General features: G+C 65.7%; 14 protein-coding genes. 10 read left to right on the top strand and 4 right to left on the bottom strand.

The annotated features are described in order from the left end of the window. Window positions 1-10: 10 nt before the first annotated feature. The 6 genes from ACU0AG_RS09340 (at window position 11) to ACU0AG_RS09315 (ending at window position 5485) form a co-directional block, all read left to right on the top strand. A complete protein-coding gene (locus ACU0AG_RS09340; protein ID WP_482782003.1) occupies window positions 11-436 on the top strand; it encodes a Zn-ribbon domain-containing OB-fold protein in 426 nt (141 codons plus the stop codon). Then, window positions 433-1596, top strand: coding sequence for a thiolase family protein (locus ACU0AG_RS09335; protein ID WP_482782002.1), 1164 nt, complete (start codon window positions 433-435; stop codon window positions 1594-1596). The genes ACU0AG_RS09340 and ACU0AG_RS09335 overlap by 4 nt, the downstream gene beginning before the upstream one ends. Before the next feature lie 2 nt (window positions 1597-1598). Further along, window positions 1599-2366, top strand: a complete 768-nt coding sequence (locus ACU0AG_RS09330) for a glucose 1-dehydrogenase (RefSeq protein WP_482782001.1) — start codon at window positions 1599-1601, stop codon at window positions 2364-2366. Window positions 2367-2464: 98 nt separating this feature from the next. Further along, the gene (locus ACU0AG_RS09325; protein WP_482782000.1) at window positions 2465-3220 is read left to right on the top strand and encodes a ThuA domain-containing protein; all 756 of its coding nucleotides are present in this window, start codon (window positions 2465-2467) and stop codon (window positions 3218-3220) included. 24 nt (window positions 3221-3244) lie between these two features. Then, window positions 3245-4453, top strand: a complete 1209-nt coding sequence (locus ACU0AG_RS09320; RefSeq protein ID WP_482781999.1) for an acyl-CoA dehydrogenase family protein — start codon at window positions 3245-3247, stop codon at window positions 4451-4453. A gap of 129 nt (window positions 4454-4582) precedes the next feature. Then, window positions 4583-5485, top strand: a complete 903-nt coding sequence (locus ACU0AG_RS09315) for an SDR family oxidoreductase (RefSeq protein WP_482781998.1) — start codon at window positions 4583-4585, stop codon at window positions 5483-5485. A 63-nt stretch (window positions 5486-5548) separates the two neighbouring features. On the opposite strand, the gene ACU0AG_RS09310 is transcribed toward ACU0AG_RS09315, so the two are convergent. From ACU0AG_RS09310 to ACU0AG_RS09295, 4 genes are all read right to left on the bottom strand, one after another. Beyond that, window positions 5549-6730 carry an acetyl-CoA C-acyltransferase gene (locus ACU0AG_RS09310; protein WP_482781997.1) on the bottom strand — a complete coding sequence of 394 codons (1182 nt, stop codon included), beginning with the start codon at window positions 6728-6730 and terminating at the stop codon, window positions 5549-5551. A 72-nt stretch (window positions 6731-6802) separates the two neighbouring features. Then, complete coding sequence (locus ACU0AG_RS09305) at window positions 6803-7252, bottom strand: MaoC family dehydratase (RefSeq protein WP_482781996.1); 450 nt, start codon at window positions 7250-7252, stop codon at window positions 6803-6805. 113 nt (window positions 7253-7365) lie between these two features. Then, window positions 7366-8748 carry a DUF5935 domain-containing protein gene (locus tag ACU0AG_RS09300; protein ID WP_482781995.1) on the bottom strand — a complete coding sequence of 461 codons (1383 nt, stop codon included), beginning with the start codon at window positions 8746-8748 and terminating at the stop codon, window positions 7366-7368. A 9-nt stretch (window positions 8749-8757) separates the two neighbouring features. Beyond that, window positions 8758-9012: a hypothetical protein gene (locus ACU0AG_RS09295; RefSeq protein ID WP_482781994.1), complete on the bottom strand. Its 255-nt coding sequence runs from the start codon at window positions 9010-9012 to the stop codon at window positions 8758-8760. A gap of 90 nt (window positions 9013-9102) precedes the next feature. Between ACU0AG_RS09295 and ACU0AG_RS09290 the strand changes: the two genes are divergently transcribed. From ACU0AG_RS09290 to ACU0AG_RS09275, 4 genes are all read left to right on the top strand, one after another. Beyond that, the gene (locus ACU0AG_RS09290) at window positions 9103-10365 is read left to right on the top strand and encodes a TIGR04063 family PEP-CTERM/XrtA system glycosyltransferase (protein WP_482781993.1); all 1263 of its coding nucleotides are present in this window, start codon (window positions 9103-9105) and stop codon (window positions 10363-10365) included. 7 nt (window positions 10366-10372) lie between these two features. After that, entirely contained in the window at window positions 10373-11281 is a 909-nt protein-coding gene (locus ACU0AG_RS09285) for a hypothetical protein (protein ID WP_482781992.1), read from the top strand. A gap of 267 nt (window positions 11282-11548) precedes the next feature. Beyond that, complete coding sequence (gene gltB / locus ACU0AG_RS09280) at window positions 11549-16189, top strand: glutamate synthase large subunit (RefSeq protein WP_482781991.1); 4641 nt, start codon at window positions 11549-11551, stop codon at window positions 16187-16189. Between the two features lie 134 nt (window positions 16190-16323). Next, window positions 16324-17760, top strand: a complete 1437-nt coding sequence (locus ACU0AG_RS09275) for a glutamate synthase subunit beta (RefSeq protein WP_482781990.1) — start codon at window positions 16324-16326, stop codon at window positions 17758-17760. Window positions 17761-17771: the final 11 nt, after the last annotated feature.

The raw sequence follows: 17771 nt of genomic DNA, 5'->3' as shown, positions 1-17771 counted from the left end.
GGGGTTGGGGATGGGACAGAAGATCGATCCGGACCTGTGGAGCGATGATCCGCAACCGCACCTGATGGGTGGCAGGCTGCCTTCGGGCGAGATCGTGTTCCCGATGCCGGTGGGCGATGCGGCCGAGGGCGTGGAGCCTTACAAGCTCTCGCGCCGCGGCAAGCTGTGGTCGTGGACCTCGCAGGGATTTCTGCCCAAGGAGCCTTACGAAGGCCCCGGCAGCGGCCCCGGCGAAGGCCCGCCCGATTTCGTGCCCTTCCTCCTCGGCTATGTCGAACTGCCCGGCGAGGTGATCGTCGAAAGCCGGATCGTCGATGCGCGGCTGGAAGACCTGCACCTCGGCATGGACCTCGAATTCTGCATCGTGCCGTTCAACGCGACGCACGACACCTTCGCCTTCCGTCCCCTCGCTGCAACCGAAAGCAAAGCCGCATGAGCGAGAATGTCTATATCATCGGTGCCGGCATCCATCCCTTCGGGCGCACAGACGGCCGGTCAGGCCGCGAACAGGGGGTCTATGCGGTGCGCGAGGCCTTGAGGGATGCGGGGCTCGACTGGCCCGATATCGAATGCGCCTATGGCGGCAGCGCGGCGGCCGGGAATGCCGATATCATGGTCAACGAGCTGGGCCTCACCAGCCTGCCCTTTACCAATGTCGCCAATGGCTGCGCCACCGGCGGCAGCGCGCTTGCCGCCTCGCAGCAGGCGATTGCCAGCGGCATGTATGATCTTGCGCTCGCCGTCGGGTTCGACAAGCATCCGCGGGGCGCGTTCAACGCCAAGCCCTCGGACTATGGCCTGCCCGAATGGTACGGCCAGACCGGCATGATGCTGACCACGCAGTTCTTTGCGCTCAAGATCCAGCGTTACATGCAGCTCCACGGCATCAGCCGCACGACATTGGGGCGGGTGGCCGAAAAGGCCTTCCGCAACGGCACGATCACGCCCCACGCATGGCGGCGCAGCCCGGTCGATCTCGACACGATCATGAACGCGCCGATGATCAATGACCCGCTGACCAAATACATGTTCTGCTCTCCGGCAGAGGGCGCGGTGGCGCTGATCCTCGCGTCCGAGAAGAAGATGAAGGAACTCGGCGCGGACGGGGTGAAGATCCGCGCGGTTTCGGTGAAGACCCGCCCGCCGAACTCCTTCGAGGTGTTCCAGGCCGGCATCAGCATCGAGGAAGGCGGCAAGCCGACCGTCCTCGCCAGCAAGGCCGCATTCGAGAAGGCGGGGATCGGGCCGGAGGACATTTCGGTCGCCCAGCTGCAGGACACCGAGAGCGGCGCGGAAATCATGCACATGGCCGAAAACGGCTTCTGCAAGGATGGCGATCAGGAAGAATGGCTCGCCAACGGCTGGACCGAGATCGGCGGCAAGCTGCCGGTCAACACCGATGGCGGATGCCTCGCCTGCGGGGAGCCGATCGGCGCTTCAGGCCTCAGGCAGGTTTACGAGAATGTCGAACAGCTGCGCCAGCGGGCGGGCCAGCGGCAGGTGCCGGAGAAGAACGGCAGGGGTCCGCGCCTCGGCTATTCCCACGTCTATGGCGCGCCGGGCCTTTCGGCGGTCGCAATTCTGGAGCGCGAATAGCCATGCGGATGCAGGGCAAGGTCGCGCTGGTGACGGGCGGCGCGGAAGGGATCGGAGCGGCGGTCGCGCGCCTGATCGTGGCCGAAGGTGGCAGCGTGATGCTGGGCGATGTGCAGCTCGAAAAGGCGCAGGGCCTTGCTGACGAGCTGGGCGCACGGGCATCCGCCGTGCACCTCGATGTGCGGGAACTCGCGCAGTGGGAAGCCGCCGTCGCCGCCACGCAGGCGCGCTTCGGCAAGCTGACCGTGCTGTGCAACATCGCGGGCATTTCCGAACCCGGCACGATCACCGACGGGACGCTCGACGTGTGGCAGCGCACCATCGACATCAACCTCAACGGCCCGTTCTACGGCATGCGAACCGCGATCCCTGCGATGGCGGCGAGCGGCGAGCCATGCGCCATCGTCAACATCGGATCGATGATCGCGCTGCGGCCTGCATCTTTCGTTGCCGCCTACAGCGCGTCGAAAACCGGTCTGCGCGGCCTTACCCAGAGCGCCGCGCTCGACTGCGCCGAAAAGGGTCTGCCGATCCGCGTCAACATGGTCCACCCCGGCGCGATCCGCACGCCGATGTATGAACGCTACCAGTATTCGGGCGCCGACACGCCGGAGAATATCGAGGCGAATTTTGCCGCCACCCACCCGATGAACCGCATCGGCGAGCCGGACGAGGTCGCCCGCGCTGTCGTTTTCCTCGCCAGCGACGATGCCAGCTTCACAACGGGGTGCGATCTTACTGTTGATGGCGGCGGGAGCATTCGGAGCTAACGTGACCAAAGTTCATTTCATCCGCCTGACCACCCGGTTTCAGCATTGGCGCCAGCGCCGCCGGCCAGTCGACGGCGGCGGCAGCATCAGGAGCTAACATGAGCCAGCAACCCGCCACCCGCATCGACGCGCATTTCATCGCTGCGGGCAAGTATCACGATATCGACTATGCCCGGCTCGAAATCCTCAAGCTGCTGGCCGAACATCCGCATATCCGCACCACGGTGGCGGCGGATTATTCGGGGCTGGAGCGGCTCGATGCCTGCCGCTTCCTGATTACTTATACCTGCGATCTGATGCCGACACCGGAACAGGCCGCGCAGATCAGGGCGTGGATGGAAAAGGGCGGCAAGTGGATGGCGCTGCACGGCACCAATTCGATCCTCGTCTTTACCGCCGAGGGTCTGGTCGATGCGCCTGATGACCGGCCCGATGTTATGGCAATGCTCGGCACGCAGTTCGTCGCCCACCCGCCGATCGGCAAGTTTCCGGTGGAAGTGGTCAACAAGGACCACGAACTTACCAGGGGCATCGAAGACTTCGAGGTGGTGGACGAGCTTTACCTGTCCAAGACCACCGCGCCGATCGACATCCTGATGCAGACCACCTTCGAAGGCGAGGCGACCGGCTTCACCTGCAGCCAATGGGAAAAAACCACCGTACCTGTCCTTTATACGAGGGATATTGGCGAAGGGCGGATCGTTTACAACGCACTGGGCCATTGCCGCGGTCACTATGACCTGCCGGGAATGGCGGATTTCTACCCGCACAAGGAAATGTGCGCCTGGAATTACGACGTCTATTATGACCTGCTGCGGCGCACGATCCGCTGGGCCATGCGAGACGGGGACTGAGACAGACCGACGGGATCGACTGACATGGACATGGACTTCTCCCCCGAAGACATCGCCTTCCGCGAAGAAGTGCGCGCCTTCCTCAAGGACAACCTGCCGGACCGGCTGCGCGACGGGGCGCGGCGCACGCCGGGCGTCTTTGTCGAGCCCGACATCGGCATGGAATGGCACCGCATCCTCTACCGGCAGGGCTGGGTCGCCCCGCACTGGCCCAAGGAGGATGGCGGCACGGGCTGGACCCCGACGCAGAAGTTCATCTTCGAAAAGGAATGCGCGTTGGCCGGTGCACCCGCGCTGGCAATCCTTGGCCTGCGCCTTGTCGGCCCGGTGATCTGCGCCTTCGGGACGCCCGAACAGAAGGCGCGCTTCCTGCCGCGCATCCTTTCGGGCGAGGATTACTGGTGCCAGGGATATTCCGAACCCGGCAGCGGATCGGACCTTGCCAGCCTCAAGACCAGTGCGCGGCTGGATGGCGATGAGTATGTCATCAACGGATCGAAGATCTGGACCACCCACGCCCATCATGCCGACTGGATCTTCGCGCTGGTGCGCACCGATGCCAGCGTGAAGAAGCAGCAGGGCATCAGCTTCCTGCTGGTGCCGATGGACCAGCCGGGGGTGGAAGTAACCCCGATCTACTCGATGTCGGGCGATCACGAGGTCAACGCGGTGTTCTTCACCGACGCCCGCACCCCCGCGGAAAACCGCATCGGCGAGGAAGGTCAGGGCTGGACCATCGCCAAGTTCCTGCTGGAAAACGAACGCGGCGGATCGTGCTTTGCCCCGCGCCTGCTCCAGAGCATCGACCGGCTGGAAAGGCTGGCGCAGACGCAGCCCTCGGGCGTCAACGGCGCAATCGCGCATGACCCGCGCTTCCGCGACCGCCTCGCCCGCGTGCGCCTTGAGGCCGAGGCGCTGGAGGTGACCGAGCTGCGCATCCTCGCCGAACTTGCCAAGGGCAAGGCGCCCGGCCCGCAGACCTCGCTGGTCAAGCTGCTGAGCTCGAATATCGGCCAGAAGGTCGATGTGCTGCGGCTCGAACTGCTCGGCCCGGACGCGCTGCAACTGCCGCTCGAACGCCCGCTCTATGGCAACGAGGCGCCCGAGCCGGTTGGCAGCGAATATGCCCAGACCGCAATGGGCCGCTATCTCAACAACCGCGCCGCCACGATCTTCGGCGGGTCGGACGAAGTGCAGAAGAACATCATCGCCAAGACCGTTCTGGGGCTTTGATTGCGCTAAAGCTCGTCATTGCGAGCGAAGCGAAGCAATCCATGGCCTGACCACAAGGCGTGAGCGACGGGCCATGGATTGCCGCGTCGCTTCGCTCCTCGCAATGACGAACAAAGAGGACGCTGAGAAATGGACGTTTCAAAACTGATGTTCCGCGAAGGCCTGATGGCGGGCGAGCGTATCCTCGTCACCGGCGGGGGCACGGGCCTCGGGCGCGAGATGGCTGAGGCCTTCCTCAAACTGGGCGCGACCGTTTATATTTGCGGGCGGCGGCAATCGAAACTCGACGAGACGGCGGCGGAACTGACCGCGCTCCACGGCGGGAAGATCGTCGGTATTGCCTGCGATATCCGTGATCCGGACGCGATCCACGCGATGGTGGATAGCATCTGGGCCGATGGCGGCGCGCTGACCGGCGTGGTCAACAATGCCGCCGGCAACTTCATCAGCCGCACCGAAGACCTGTCGGTGAACGGCTTCAACGCCATCGCCGACATCGTCATGCGCGGCACCTTCTACGTCACGCTCGATATCGGCAAGCGGCTGATCGCGGAGAAGAAGCGCGCCAGCTTCCTCTCGATCCTCACCACGTGGGTGTGGTCGGGCAGCGCCTTCGTGGTGCCAAGCGCGATGAGCAAGACCGCGATCAACGCCATGACCCAGAGCCTTGCGACCGAATGGGGCCGTTATGGCCTGCGCTTCAACGCGATTGCGCCCGGCCTCTTCCCGACCAAGGGCATGAGCGCGCGTCTTTCGCCCGGCGGGCAGGGCGGCAATTCCAAGAACGATCTCAACCCGATGGGCCGCGCAGGCGAGATGCACGAGCTGGCCAATCTTGCGGTGTTCCTGATGGGACCGGGCGCGGAATATGTGAACGGCCAGACCATCGCCATCGACGGCGCGGGCTATCAGGCCAATGGCGGCACCTTCTACCCGATGCTCCACGCGCTGGGCGATGCCGAGTGGGACCAGATGCGGGCGATGATCAAGGGCACCAACGAAAAGGACAAGGCCGAACGCACCGTCGGCTAGAAAAGAAAAACGGCGCGGGAGGATGCCTCCCGCGCCGCTCTGCTTTTCGCCTTGTGGCGTGCTTTAGAACACCTCGAACAGGCCCGCTGCGCCCATGCCGCCGCCGACGCACATCGTGACGACGACATACTTCGCCCCGCGACGCTTGCCTTCGATCAGCGCGTGGCCGGTGCAGCGTGCGCCGGTCATGCCGTAGGGGTGGCCGATCGAAATCGAGCCGCCGTTGACGTTGAGGATGTCGTTCGGGATGCCGAGCGTGTCGCGGCAATACAGCACCTGCACCGCGAAAGCCTCGTTCAGTTCCCACAGCCCGATGTCGTCCATCTTGAGGCCGGTCTGCTTCAGCAGCTTCGGGATCGCGAACACAGGCCCGATGCCCATTTCGTCAGGCTCGGTGCCGGCCACCGCCATGCCGACATAGCGGCCCAGCGGCTGGAGGCCCTTCTGCTCCGCCAGCTTGGCTTCCATCAGCACCGCGGCCGAGGAACCGTCCGACAGCTGCGAGGCGTTGCCGGCGGTGATATTCATGCCGGGGCCCATCACCGGATTGAGGCTCTGGAGGCCTTCGAGCGTCGTTTCGGGACGGTTGCCTTCGTCCTTGGAGAGGGTGATCTCGCGCTGCGAAACTTCCTTCGTCTCCTTGTCGACCACATTCATGGTGGTGGTGACAGGCACGATCTCGTCATCGAACTTGCCCGCAGCCTGCGCCGCGGCGGTGCGCATCTGCGACTGGAAGGCGTATTCGTCCTGCGCCTCGCGGCTGACATTGTAGCGCTTGGCGACGGTCTCGGCGGTTTGCAGCATCGGCATGTAGACGTTGGCGTGCATCGCGATCAGCGAACGATCGGGCGACACGCGCATTTCCGGCGTCTGCACCATCGAGATCGAATCCTGGCCACCGCCGACGACGATGTCCATGTTGTCGACGATGATCTGCTTGGCCGCAGTGGCAATCGCCATCAGGCCCGAAGAGCACTGGCGGTCGATGGTCTGGGCCGAAACGCCCACCGGACAACCGGCGCGCAGTGCGACCTGACGGCCGATGTTACCCGACTGGGTGCCCTGGGTGAGAACAGCGCCCCACACCACATCATCGATGGCACCGGCCTCAATCCCGGCGCGTTCGATCGCCGGGGCAAGGCTGAGCGCGCCGAGGGTGGCGCCGGGGGTGGCGTTGAAAGCGCCCTTGTATGCACGGCCAATCGGGGTGCGGGCGGTGGAGACGATAACGGCGTCACGTGCCATGTTGAGGGTATCCTTGATTTATTGTTGTCCTGCTGCCGCTGCCCGCAACTGGCGGGCGCGGCAGCAAAGGCTTCAGACGAAGAACATCGTCATCCATTCGCAGATCAGGGCGGGCTTGTCCTCGCCTTCGATCTCGATGGTGATCTCGACGGTCTGCTGCCACTGGCCGGGGCGCTTTTCGGCCATTTCCAGCAGCTTCCAGTGGCCGCGGATGCGCTTGCCCGAACGCACGGGGGCGATGAAGCGGGTCTTGTTGCCGCCGTAGTTGACCGCCATCTTGATCCCGTCGACGCGCGGCATGTCGCTGTTGGCCGACAGGTAGGGGATCATCGACAGTGTCAGGAAGCCGTGGGCGATGGTGCCGCCGAACGGCGTCATCTTGGCGGCTTCTTCGTTGATGTGGATGAACTGGTGATCACCGGTCGCATCGGCGAACTGGTTGATGCGTTCCTGGCTCATCTCCACCCATTCGCTGGTGGCGAAGTGTTCACCGACCTTGGCGGCTACTTCCTGGGGGGTCATCGGGTTCCTCCTCCTTGTTTCGCGCCGGCGGAATCCCGTGCCCGCCGCGTCCGTTGCGAGGGGCTTCATGGCGTATCACGAAGGGGAGCGCAACGCCTGCGCCAAGGCGGCGATCATGCCGCTACGGCACCGGCAATCTGGCCATGGATCGCCTGCTTGCGTTCGGTGCTGCGCCGGAGCGATTCGCGCGCCGAATCGATTCGCCGACAATAGGTATGGAGCCCGATCTGAAGGCCCACCAGCATCAGCATCACCGGCTGATAGGCGATCCCCTGGAAGGTTGCGCCCACCAGATAGATCAGCGCGCCCATCTGCAAGGCCGCCGCGAGCGGCGCGATCCAGCGTTCCGCCTCGTCGGTGGCGCCCCGCCAGCGGCGCTGGATGCGCTCCATCTGCCACAGGCCCACGCCGTGCAGCGCCAGCCAGATCAACAGCCCCGGCCAGCCCTGTTCGCCCAGCATCTCGAAGAAGGATGAATGGAACGCACGGCCCTTGTCCTCGACCTGGGCATAGGTCACGCTGGTGGTGTTCCCGTCCACCTCGGTCACCGGCATGACATAGGTGAACTTGTTGGAGCGATAGGCATCGAACCCGCCGCCGAAGGGCTTTTGCGCGACGTAATCGAGCGTCCACTTCCACACCGCCACACGGGTCGATGCGCTTTCGTCTCCGCCGGGCGCGGCGATCGTGGCCATGCGGTCGTAATAGCTTTGCGGCAGGAAAGGCAGCGCGGTGAGGCCCAGCACGCCCGCGCCTGCGATGAACAGGAACCGGCGCTTGGTATAGCGCAGCATCAGCACGCCCAGCGCGGCGATGCAGAGCAGGCCGGTGCGCGCCTCGGTGCCGATCGGCACCAGCAGGCAGGCAAAGGTCAGCGCCACCGCAAAGGCGGTGACCAGCCAGTGCGGACGGAAGATCGTGCCGTGCTTCACGAACCACCACAGCATCGGGATCAGCCCGATCGCCACCGTCGCGAGGGTCGAGCTTTCATAGATGCCGCTGTTGTCGTTCACGAAGAACTTGAGGTTGCCATAGCCCCCGCCGCCCAGCACGGTTTTCATCCCCGTGCCGATCACGATGGTCGCCACCGACAGCAGCAGCGCCAGCCCCAGCCCTTCGATCCGGGCGCGGGTGGTCAGCGTGAGCGGCAGGAAGATCGCGAAGAGCAGCGCCTTCCACACCCAGTCCCATTTGGTCTGCGCATCGAGCGGGAAATCGGCATTGCCCGTCGTCCAGAAGCAATAGACCAAGAGCGCCAGCATCAGCCCCTGCCGCAGCGTGAAGCGCGCCCCCGATTTGCGGTCCAGCGCGATCCAGCCGCCAAACGCCGCCGCAAAGGCGATCAGCGAAACCGGCAGACTGGCGATGATCGAATAGCCGATGCGCTGCGGCGCGATGATGTCGATATAGACATAGAGCAGCACCCACAGGAACGGACGCCTGAGGCCGAGCACCAGCACATATCCGATGAAGGCAAGGAAAACGAGATCGAGCATGGAGGGGCGCTACCGCTTCGCTGCCCTGGCGCGGGCCTTGCGCGACCGGCCTGCCGTGTCGGCATCGTCACTCTCGCCGCCGTGCCCGCGTTCGCGGCGCGCGGCGTTGCGACCGGCGACACTCACCGCCTTGCGGTTCTCCGCCGTCTCGTTCTTGATGGAGCCGATCAGCGGATCCTCGTCCAGGCCCTCGCGCAGCATCAGCCGCAGCAGCGCAATGGCCAGCAGGCCATGGCCGAGGGCAAGCGCGAAATAATCGATCATCAGTCACAGGCTCCGGGCCGCGGTCAATGCGCATCCATAACGCGATGCAGTTGACGCGGCGTTAAGCACGCCTACGATAAGCACGCGGGCATGACCCGCATTCTCCATGTCCTTGATCATTCGTTGCCGCTGCATTCCGGCTACACCTTCCGCACCCGCGCCATTCTGAAGGCGCAGCAAGGGCTTGGGCTGGAAGTGCGCGGTATCACCGGCCAGCGGCACAATCTCGAAGCGGCGCTGGCAGGCTCGCCCGAGGAAGCCGATGGCCTGCTGTTCCACCGCACCCCCGGCACACCCGCAGGCCCGCCGCCGCTGCGCGAGATGGGCGAGATCGAGGCGCTGACGGCGGCGATCCACGATCTGGCCGAAGAATGGCGGCCCGGCATCATCCACGCCCACAGCCCCGCCCTATGCGGCGCGGCGGCGCAACGGGCGGCGCGGGCGCTCGGCATCCCCTTCGTCTATGAAATCCGCGCCTTCTGGGAAGATGCGGCAGTCGGCAACCTGACCGGCACCGAAGGCAGCCTCAAATACCGCCTCACCCGCGCGCTGGAAACGCGGGTGGCGAAATCCGCCGATGCGCTGTTCACGATCTGCGAGGGACTGAAAGGCGATCTGGTCGCGCGCGGTATCCCGGCTGACCGGATCGGGGTGATGCGCAACGGGGTCGATCTGGAGCTGTTCGGCGTGCCTGTCGAGCGCGATGCGGCGCTGGCGGAGCAGCTGGGCATTGCGCCGGGGGCACCGGTGATCGGCTATATCGGCAGCTTCTATGCCTACGAAGGGGTAGACGATCTGATCGCGGCGATGCCCCTGCTGCGCCGGACGCACCCCGACGCGCGGTTGCTGCTGGTCGGCGCTGGGCCGATGGCCGAGGCCTGGCGGGCAGCGGCAGCGGCCCTGCCCGATCCGCAAGCGGTATTCTTCACCGGCCGCGTGCCGCACACCGAGGTCGAGCGTTACTATTCGCTTGTCGACGTGCTCGCCTATCCGCGCAAAGGCCAGCGCCTCACCGATCTGGTCACGCCGCTGAAGCCGCTGGAAGCCATGGCCCAGCGGCGGCTGGTGGCGGCCTCCAGTGTCGGCGGGCACCGCGAACTGATCACCGATGGCGACACCGGCACGCTGTTCGCACCCGACGATCCGGCAGCCTGCGCCGCCGCGCTTGGCCGGTTGCTCGACAACCGCGAAGGCTGGGATGCGATGCGGATGCGCGCCGAAACCCATGTCCGCACCCGCCACGACTGGGCCACCAACGCCCGCGATTATCTTTCTGTTTACCATCTTTTGTTAGCCCGGAGCCATGGCGGCAATGCGCGGGGCGCGCAGGCCGCCGCAGCAACAGCGGGATAGGATTCCAATGAAACTCGGGCGCAACGGCAAGTCTCGGCAGAATCACAAGCTTTCGGCCCACCCCGCATTCGCGCCGGTCATGGGGCTGTGGGGCGCGGCGCTGGCCGGCCTGTCGGTGATGGTGATGCCCGCCAGCCTGATTGCGGGCGCCGCCAAGGGCACCGGCCTGATGCTGCTCGGCGATCATGCCCAGCCGGTGCTGGCCGCGCTGGGTGCTGTGGTGCTCGGCAGTGCGCTCTATCTCGTGTCCGGCGGGGTCAGGCGCGAGGTGCGGCGCTACGCCGATGCGCCGTCGATCGTCGCGACTGCTGCCCGCCATGTGCGCGCCATCGATCCGCAGCGCGATCTCGGCAGCGCCAGTCTCGACGAACCGCTGGCAGCCATGCCATTCGCCGAAGCCAGGCCGTTTCGCCCGCGCCATGAGGAGCCTGTGCTCGCCGAAGCACCGGTTGAGCTCGATCTTGCCGCCTTTGCCGAATTGCCGGGCCGCAACGCCGTTTGGGTGGAAGAGCCTGCCACGGCACCGGTGGCGGCCCAGCCCCAGCCGGAGTCGGAGCCGGAGCCGGAGCCGGTGGCCCCGCCTGCGACCGCGCCCGTCGCAGCCGAAGCTCCCCCCGCTCCCGGCTCGCGCCCTGCCCATCCCAGCGCCGCCGCGCTGGCGCGCCTGCGCGCGGCGCCGCCGCAGTCGCTGAGCCTTGCCGAAATGGTCGAGCGCTTCGCCGGCGCGCTCCACGAACACCGCGAGGGTGCCTCGGGCCAGGCTCACAGCGGTCAGGACCTGTCCGCCCGCGAAGCCGCGCTGGCAGAGGCGCTGAAAGCGCTTGCCGCGCTCAGCGGGCAGAGCACTCCGGCCCGGCGCGACGAGCCGCTGCGCGATGCGCTCAGCCAGTTGCAGGGCCTGCGCGGGGCCGCCTGAGGCCGCCGCCAGTCGCGCAAAAGCTGCAACTGCCGCCACCGGCTGATGAGCGCAGCGCAATCTAATGATAGTTTGAATACCTCTGCGAGAAATAATACTTCGCGCAAACCCATTGCCAAACCCGCTTCCTGTCGGCATGAGGGGCCCGAAAACGGGTAAGGCACGCCGCCTGCGGTAACACTTGTCCGGAACAATCGCCGTCACGCGCCCGTTAGGCAGTTCCTGCCGATGCACGCTTGCCGGCATCTGAAAGATCGGACTCTTGCCATGGGATACCCCTCCTCCCAGGGTCTTTATGACCCCGCCAACGAACATGACGCCTGCGGCGTCGGCATGGTTGCGCACATCAAGGGCGAGAAAAGCCACGCGATTATTGCGCAGGCGCTGGAGATTCTCGAGAAGCTCGACCATCGCGGCGCGGTGGGGGCCGATCCGCTGCTGGGCGACGGGGCGGGCATCCTCATCCAGATTCCCGATCCGCTGATTCGCGGCTGGGCCGAAGCGAACGGCCATGATCTGCCCGCCCCCGGCGATTACGGCGTCGGCATGTGCTTCCTGCCGCAGGACGATGCGGCCCGCGCCTTTGTGCGCGAACGCATGGAAACCTTTACCGCCAAGGAAGGCCAGCGTTTCATCGGCTGGCGCGATGTGCCGACCACGATGGACGGTCTCGGCGAAGCGGTGATCGCCTCGATGCCGGTGATCCAGATGGCGGTGATCGCGCGCGGCGAAAACTGCGCCGATCAGGACGCGTTCGAACGCAAGCTGCTGACCATCCGCAAGCAGGTGCAGAACCCGCTGGCGCAGCTCGCGGAAAAGCACGGCCTGCCGGGCGTGACCGAGACCTACATCCCCAGCTTCTCGACCCGCACGCTGGTCTACAAGGGGCTGTTGCTGGCGACGCAGGTCGGCAGCTTCTACGATGACCTGCGCTCGCCCGATTGCGTCTCGGCTCTGGGCCTCGTGCACCAGCGCTTTTCCACCAACACCTTCCCCAGCTGGCGGCTGGCCCACCCGTTCCGGTTCATCGCCCACAATGGCGAAATCAACACGGTGCGCGGCAACGTCAACTGGATGAACGCCCGCCGCCGCACCATGGAAAGCGAGCTGCTGGGGCCGGACCTCGACAAGATGTGGCCGATCATCCCGCACGGGCAATCGGACACGGCCTGCCTCGACAATGCGCTCGAACTGCTGATCGCGGGCGGATACAGCCTCGCCCATGCGATGATGATGCTGATTCCCGAAGCATGGGCCGGCAATGCGCTGATGGACCCTGCCCGGCGCGCCTTTTACGAATATCACGCCGCGCTGATGGAGCCGTGGGACGGCCCGGCCGCCGTGTGCTTTACCGATGGCCGCCAGATCGGCGCGACGCTCGACAGAAATGGCCTGCGTCCGGCGCGCTTCTGCGTGACGAAGGACGACATCGTCTGCCTCGCCTCGGAAAGCGGCGTGCTGCCGTTTGCCGAGGAAGACATCGTGCGCAAGTGGCGGCTCCAGCCCGGCAAGATGCTGCTGATCGACCTCGAACAGGGCCGCATCATCGAGGATGACGAGCTGAAGGCCGATCTCGCCAATGCCGAGCCCTATGCCAGGTGGCTGGCGCAGGCGCAGTACAAGCTGGCCGACATCACCGATATCGTGCCCGAACTGGCGGCAATTCCGGCCGAGGAAACCACCCTGCTGCAACGCCAGCAGGCGTTCGGCTACACGCAGGAAGATGTCTCGCGCTTCCTCGAACCGATGGCGGTGGATGCCGATGATCCGATCGGGTCGATGGGCACCGACACCCCGATTGCGGTGCTGAGCAACCGTGCACGGCTGCTCTACGACTACTTCAAGCAGAACTTCGCGCAGGTCACCAACCCGCCGATCGACCCGATCCGTGAAGAACTGGTGATGAGCCTCACCAGCATGATCGGCCCGCGTCCGAACCTGCTCGGCCGCGATGCGGGGACGCACAAGCGCCTCGAAGTCGACCAGCCGATCCTCACCAACGAGGATCTGGCCAAGATCCGTTCGGTGGAAGAGGCGCTGGACGGCGCGTTCCGCTGTGCCACGATCGACATCACCTGGGATGCCGCCAGCGGGGCCGATGGCCTCGAAATGGCGCTGAAGGAAATGTGCTGGGCCGCGACCGAGGCGGTGCTGCAGGATCACAACATCCTCGTCCTGTCCGACCGTGGGCAGTCCGAAACCCGCGTGCCGATGCCCGCGCTGCTCGCCACGGCAGCGGTGCACCACCACCTCGTGAGGCAGGGCCTGCGGATGCAGACCGGCCTCGTGGTCGAAACCGGCGAGGCGCGCGAAGTGCATCACTTCTGCGTGCTGGCAGGCTACGGCGCGGAAGCGATCAACCCCTATCTCGCCTTCGAGACGCTGGAGGCCCTGCGCGCCAAGCGGCACCCTGACCTTGCCGCCTACAAGGTGCAGCAGAACTTCATCAAGGCGATCGGCAAGGGCATCCGCAAGGTCATGTCCAAGATGGGCATTTCGACCTACCAGTCGTACTGCGGCGCGCAGATTTTCGACGCGGTCGGGCTGTCGAGCGCCTTCGTCGAGAAGTATTTCACCGGCACCGCCACCACCATCGAAGGCATCGGCCTTGCCGAAGTTGCCGAGGAAGCGCTGCGCCGCCACGGGCAGGCTTACGGCGACAACCCGCTTTATGACGGGATGCTCGATGTCGGCGGCATCTACCAGTACCGCCTGCGCGGTGAGGAGCACGCCTGGACGCCGCAGAACGTCGCGCAGTTGCAGCACGCAGTGCGCGGCAACGACCCGAAGAACTACGAGGAATTCGCCAAGTCGATCAACGAGCAGTCGGAACGGCTGCTGACGATCCGCGGGCTTCTCGAATTCAGGAAGGCCGACCAGCCGATCCCGCTCGAAGAGGTCGAACCCGCCTCCGAAATCGTGAAGCGCTTCTCGACCGGCGCGATGAGCCTCGGCTCGATCAGCCACGAAGCGCATTCGACCATGGCGATCGCGATGAACCGCATCGGCGGGCGCTCGAACACCGGCGAAGGCGGGGAGGAGCCGTTCCGGTTCAAGCCGCTCGCCAATGGCGATTCGATGCGCAGCCGGATCAAGCAGGTTGCCTCGGGCCGGTTCGGCGTCACCACCGAATATCTCGTCAATTCGGACGACATCCAGATCAAGATGGCGCAGGGGGCGAAGCCCGGTGAAGGCGGGCAGCTTCCGGGGCACAAGGTCGACAAGCGCATCGGCGCGGTGCGGCACTCGACCCCGGGCGTGGGCCTCATCAGCCCGCCGCCGCACCACGACATCTACTCGATCGAGGATCTCGCGCAGCTGATCCACGACTTGAAGAACGTGAATCCGGTGGCGCGCATCTCCGTGAAGCTGGTGTCCGAAGTGGGCGTCGGCACGGTCGCGGCGGGCGTTTCCAAGGCGCGCGCCGATCATGTGACCATCGCGGGCTATGACGGCGGGACGGGCGCTTCGCCGCTGACCTCGCTGACCCACGCCGGTTCGCCGTGGGAAATCGGCCTGGCCGAGACCCAGCAGACCCTGCTCTTGAACGATCTGCGTGAACGCATCGCGGTGCAGGTCGACGGCGGCCTGCGCACGGGCCGCGATGTCGCCATCGGCGCGCTCTTGGGTGCAGACGAGTTCGGCTTTGCCACCGCGCCGCTGATTGCGGCGGGCTGCATCATGATGCGCAAGTGCCACCTCAACACCTGCCCCGTCGGCGTCGCCACGCAGGACCCGGTGCTGCGCGCGCGCTTCACCGGGCAGCCGGAGCACGTGGTCAACTACATGTTCTTCGTCGCCGAGGAACTGCGGCAGATCATGGCCGAAATGGGCTTCCGCACGGTAGCCGAGATGGTGGGCCGGGTCGACCGGCTCGACACCCGGCGGATGGAGCGCCACTGGAAGGCCCGCGGCATCGACCTGTCGCGCATCCTCCATCAGGTGCCGCTCAAGGAAGGCGCCTCGCTGCGCCAGCGGGGCGTGCAGGACCACGGGCTCGAAGGCGCACTCGACAACCGGCTGATCGCCGATTGCCGCACCGCCATCGACACCAAGGCGCCGGTGCAACTCACCTACGAGGTGCGCAACGTCAACCGCACGGTCGGCGCGATGCTTTCGGGCGAGGTCGCCAAGGCCCACGGGCACGAAGGCCTGCCAACCGACACGATCCGCATCAACCTGACGGGCGTGGCCGGACAGAGCTTCGGCGCATGGCTCGCCCACGGCGTGACGCTCGATCTGGTGGGCGATGCCAACGACTATGTCGGCAAGGGGCTTTCGGGCGGGCGCATCATCGTGCGCCAACCTGCCGAAGCGCCGCGCAATTCGCAGGACAACATCATCGTCGGCAACACCGTGCTCTACGGCGCGATCGCGGGCGAGGCCTATTTCAACGGGGTCGCGGGCGAGCGTTTCGCGGTGCGCAATTCGGGCGCCATCGCGGTGGTCGAGGGCACCGGGGATCACGGCTGCGAATACATGACCGGCGGCGTGGTCGTCGTGCTCGGCAAGACCGGGCGCAACTTTGCGGCAGGCATGAGCGGCGGGGTCGCCTATGTCTATGACCCCGAAGGAGCCTTCACCGATCTCGTCAACCACGCGCAGGTCGATCTGCTGCCGGTTTCGGCCGCGCCGGATGCCGATGAAGGCACCGGCCGCCCCTCGCAGCGCCCGCGCAGCGTCAACGACTTCGGCATGGGCGACATGCTGCGCCACGATGCCGAACGCCTGCGCATCCTGGTCGAACGCCACCAGCTCCACACCGGCAGCAAGCTGGCGGGCGCGCTGCTGGCCGATTGGGATGCGGCGCTGGGCAAGTTCGTGAAGGTGATGCCGCGTGACTACGCGGCGGCGCTGAAGAAGCTCGAAGCCGAACGCCAGGAGGCGGAGAGCGTCGCGGCGGAGTGAATTGTTCCCACCCCCCAACTCCGATACCTGCCCCGGCCTTGAGCCGGGAGCAAGCGGGAGGGGAGCGAGACTTGGCGGCGCAGCCGCCTAGTCGCAGCGGGGTGGGCCTCTGGAACATGAGAAGGTAACGAACAGTGGGCAAGGAAACCGGATTTCTCGAGCTGGACCGCCGCGAGCGGGATTATCTCGATCCCAAGGAACGCCTGAAGAACTACCGCGAATTCGTCATCCAGCCGGATGATGCAACGCTGACCGCGCAGGCCTCGCGCTGCATGAATTGCGGCATCCCCTACTGCCACAACGGCTGTCCGGTGAACAACATGATCCCGGACTGGAACCACCTCGTCTACGAGGCGGACTGGAAGCGGGCGCTGGCCAACCTCCATTCCACCAACAACTTCCCCGAATTCACCGGCCGCATCTGCCCCGCCCCGTGCGAGGCAGCCTGCACCCTGAACATCATCGACCAGCCGGTGACGATCAAGTCGATCGAATGCGCCATCGTCGATCGCGGGTGGAAGGAAGGCTGGATTGCGCCCCAGATTCCCGAGAAGAAGACCGGCAAATCGGTCGCGGTGGTCGGCTCCGGCCCCGCCGGCATGGCCTGCGCCCAGCAACTCGCCCGCGCCGGCCACTCGGTAACGGTGTTCGAAAAGAGCGACCGTGTCGGCGGGCTGCTGCGTTACGGCATCCCCGACTTCAAGATGGAAAAGCACCTCATCAACCGCCGCTGCCAACAGATGGAAGCCGAAGGGGTGACGTTCAAAACCTCCAAGGAAGTCGGCGTCGATATCTCGTTCAAGAGCCTGCAGGAGAATTTTGACGCGGTGGTGCTGGCAGGCGGCGCGGAGGATGCGCGCCAGCTGGCGATCCCCGGCGCGGAAATGCCCGGCGTGCGCCTCGCGATGGAGTTCCTGACCCAGCAGAACAAGCGCGTGGCAGGCGATGACGAATTGCGCGCCGCCCCGCGCGGCAGCCTTACCGCCACCGGCAAGCATGTGATCGTGCTCGGCGGCGGCGATACCGGCAGCGACTGTGTCGGCACCTCGAACCGGCAGGGTGCCCTCAGCGTCACCCAGCTGGAAATCATGCCCAAGCCGCCGGAAAAGGAAGACAAGGCGCTGACCTGGCCCGACTGGCCGATGAAGCTGCGCACCTCCTCCAGCCACCAGGAAGGCGTTGAGCGCGACTGGGCGGTGCTGGCCAAGCGGGTGATCGGCGATGGCGACAAGGTCACCGGGCTTGAATGCGTGCGCGTCGAGTGGGTCGGCGGCCAGATGCAGGAAATCGCGGGCAGCGAGTTCACCCTGCCGGCCGATCTGATCCTGCTCGCCATGGGTTTTGTCGGGCCGAAGAAGGCCGGGCTGCTGGAACAGGCGGGTGTCGATCTGACCGCGCGCGGCAATGTCGATGCCGACACCAACAGCTATGCCACCAGCGTTCCGGGCGTCTTCGCCTGCGGTGACATGCGGCGCGGGCAGAGCCTCGTCGTCTGGGCGATCCGCGAAGGGCGTCAGGCGGCGCGGGCGGTGGACGAGGCGTTGATGGGGGTCAGCGAACTGCCGCGCTGACAGCTGGCCGC

The organism is Erythrobacter sp. RANMB8 (genome assembly GCF_056848235.1).
This window is presented reverse-complemented; position numbering and strand designations above follow the sequence as displayed.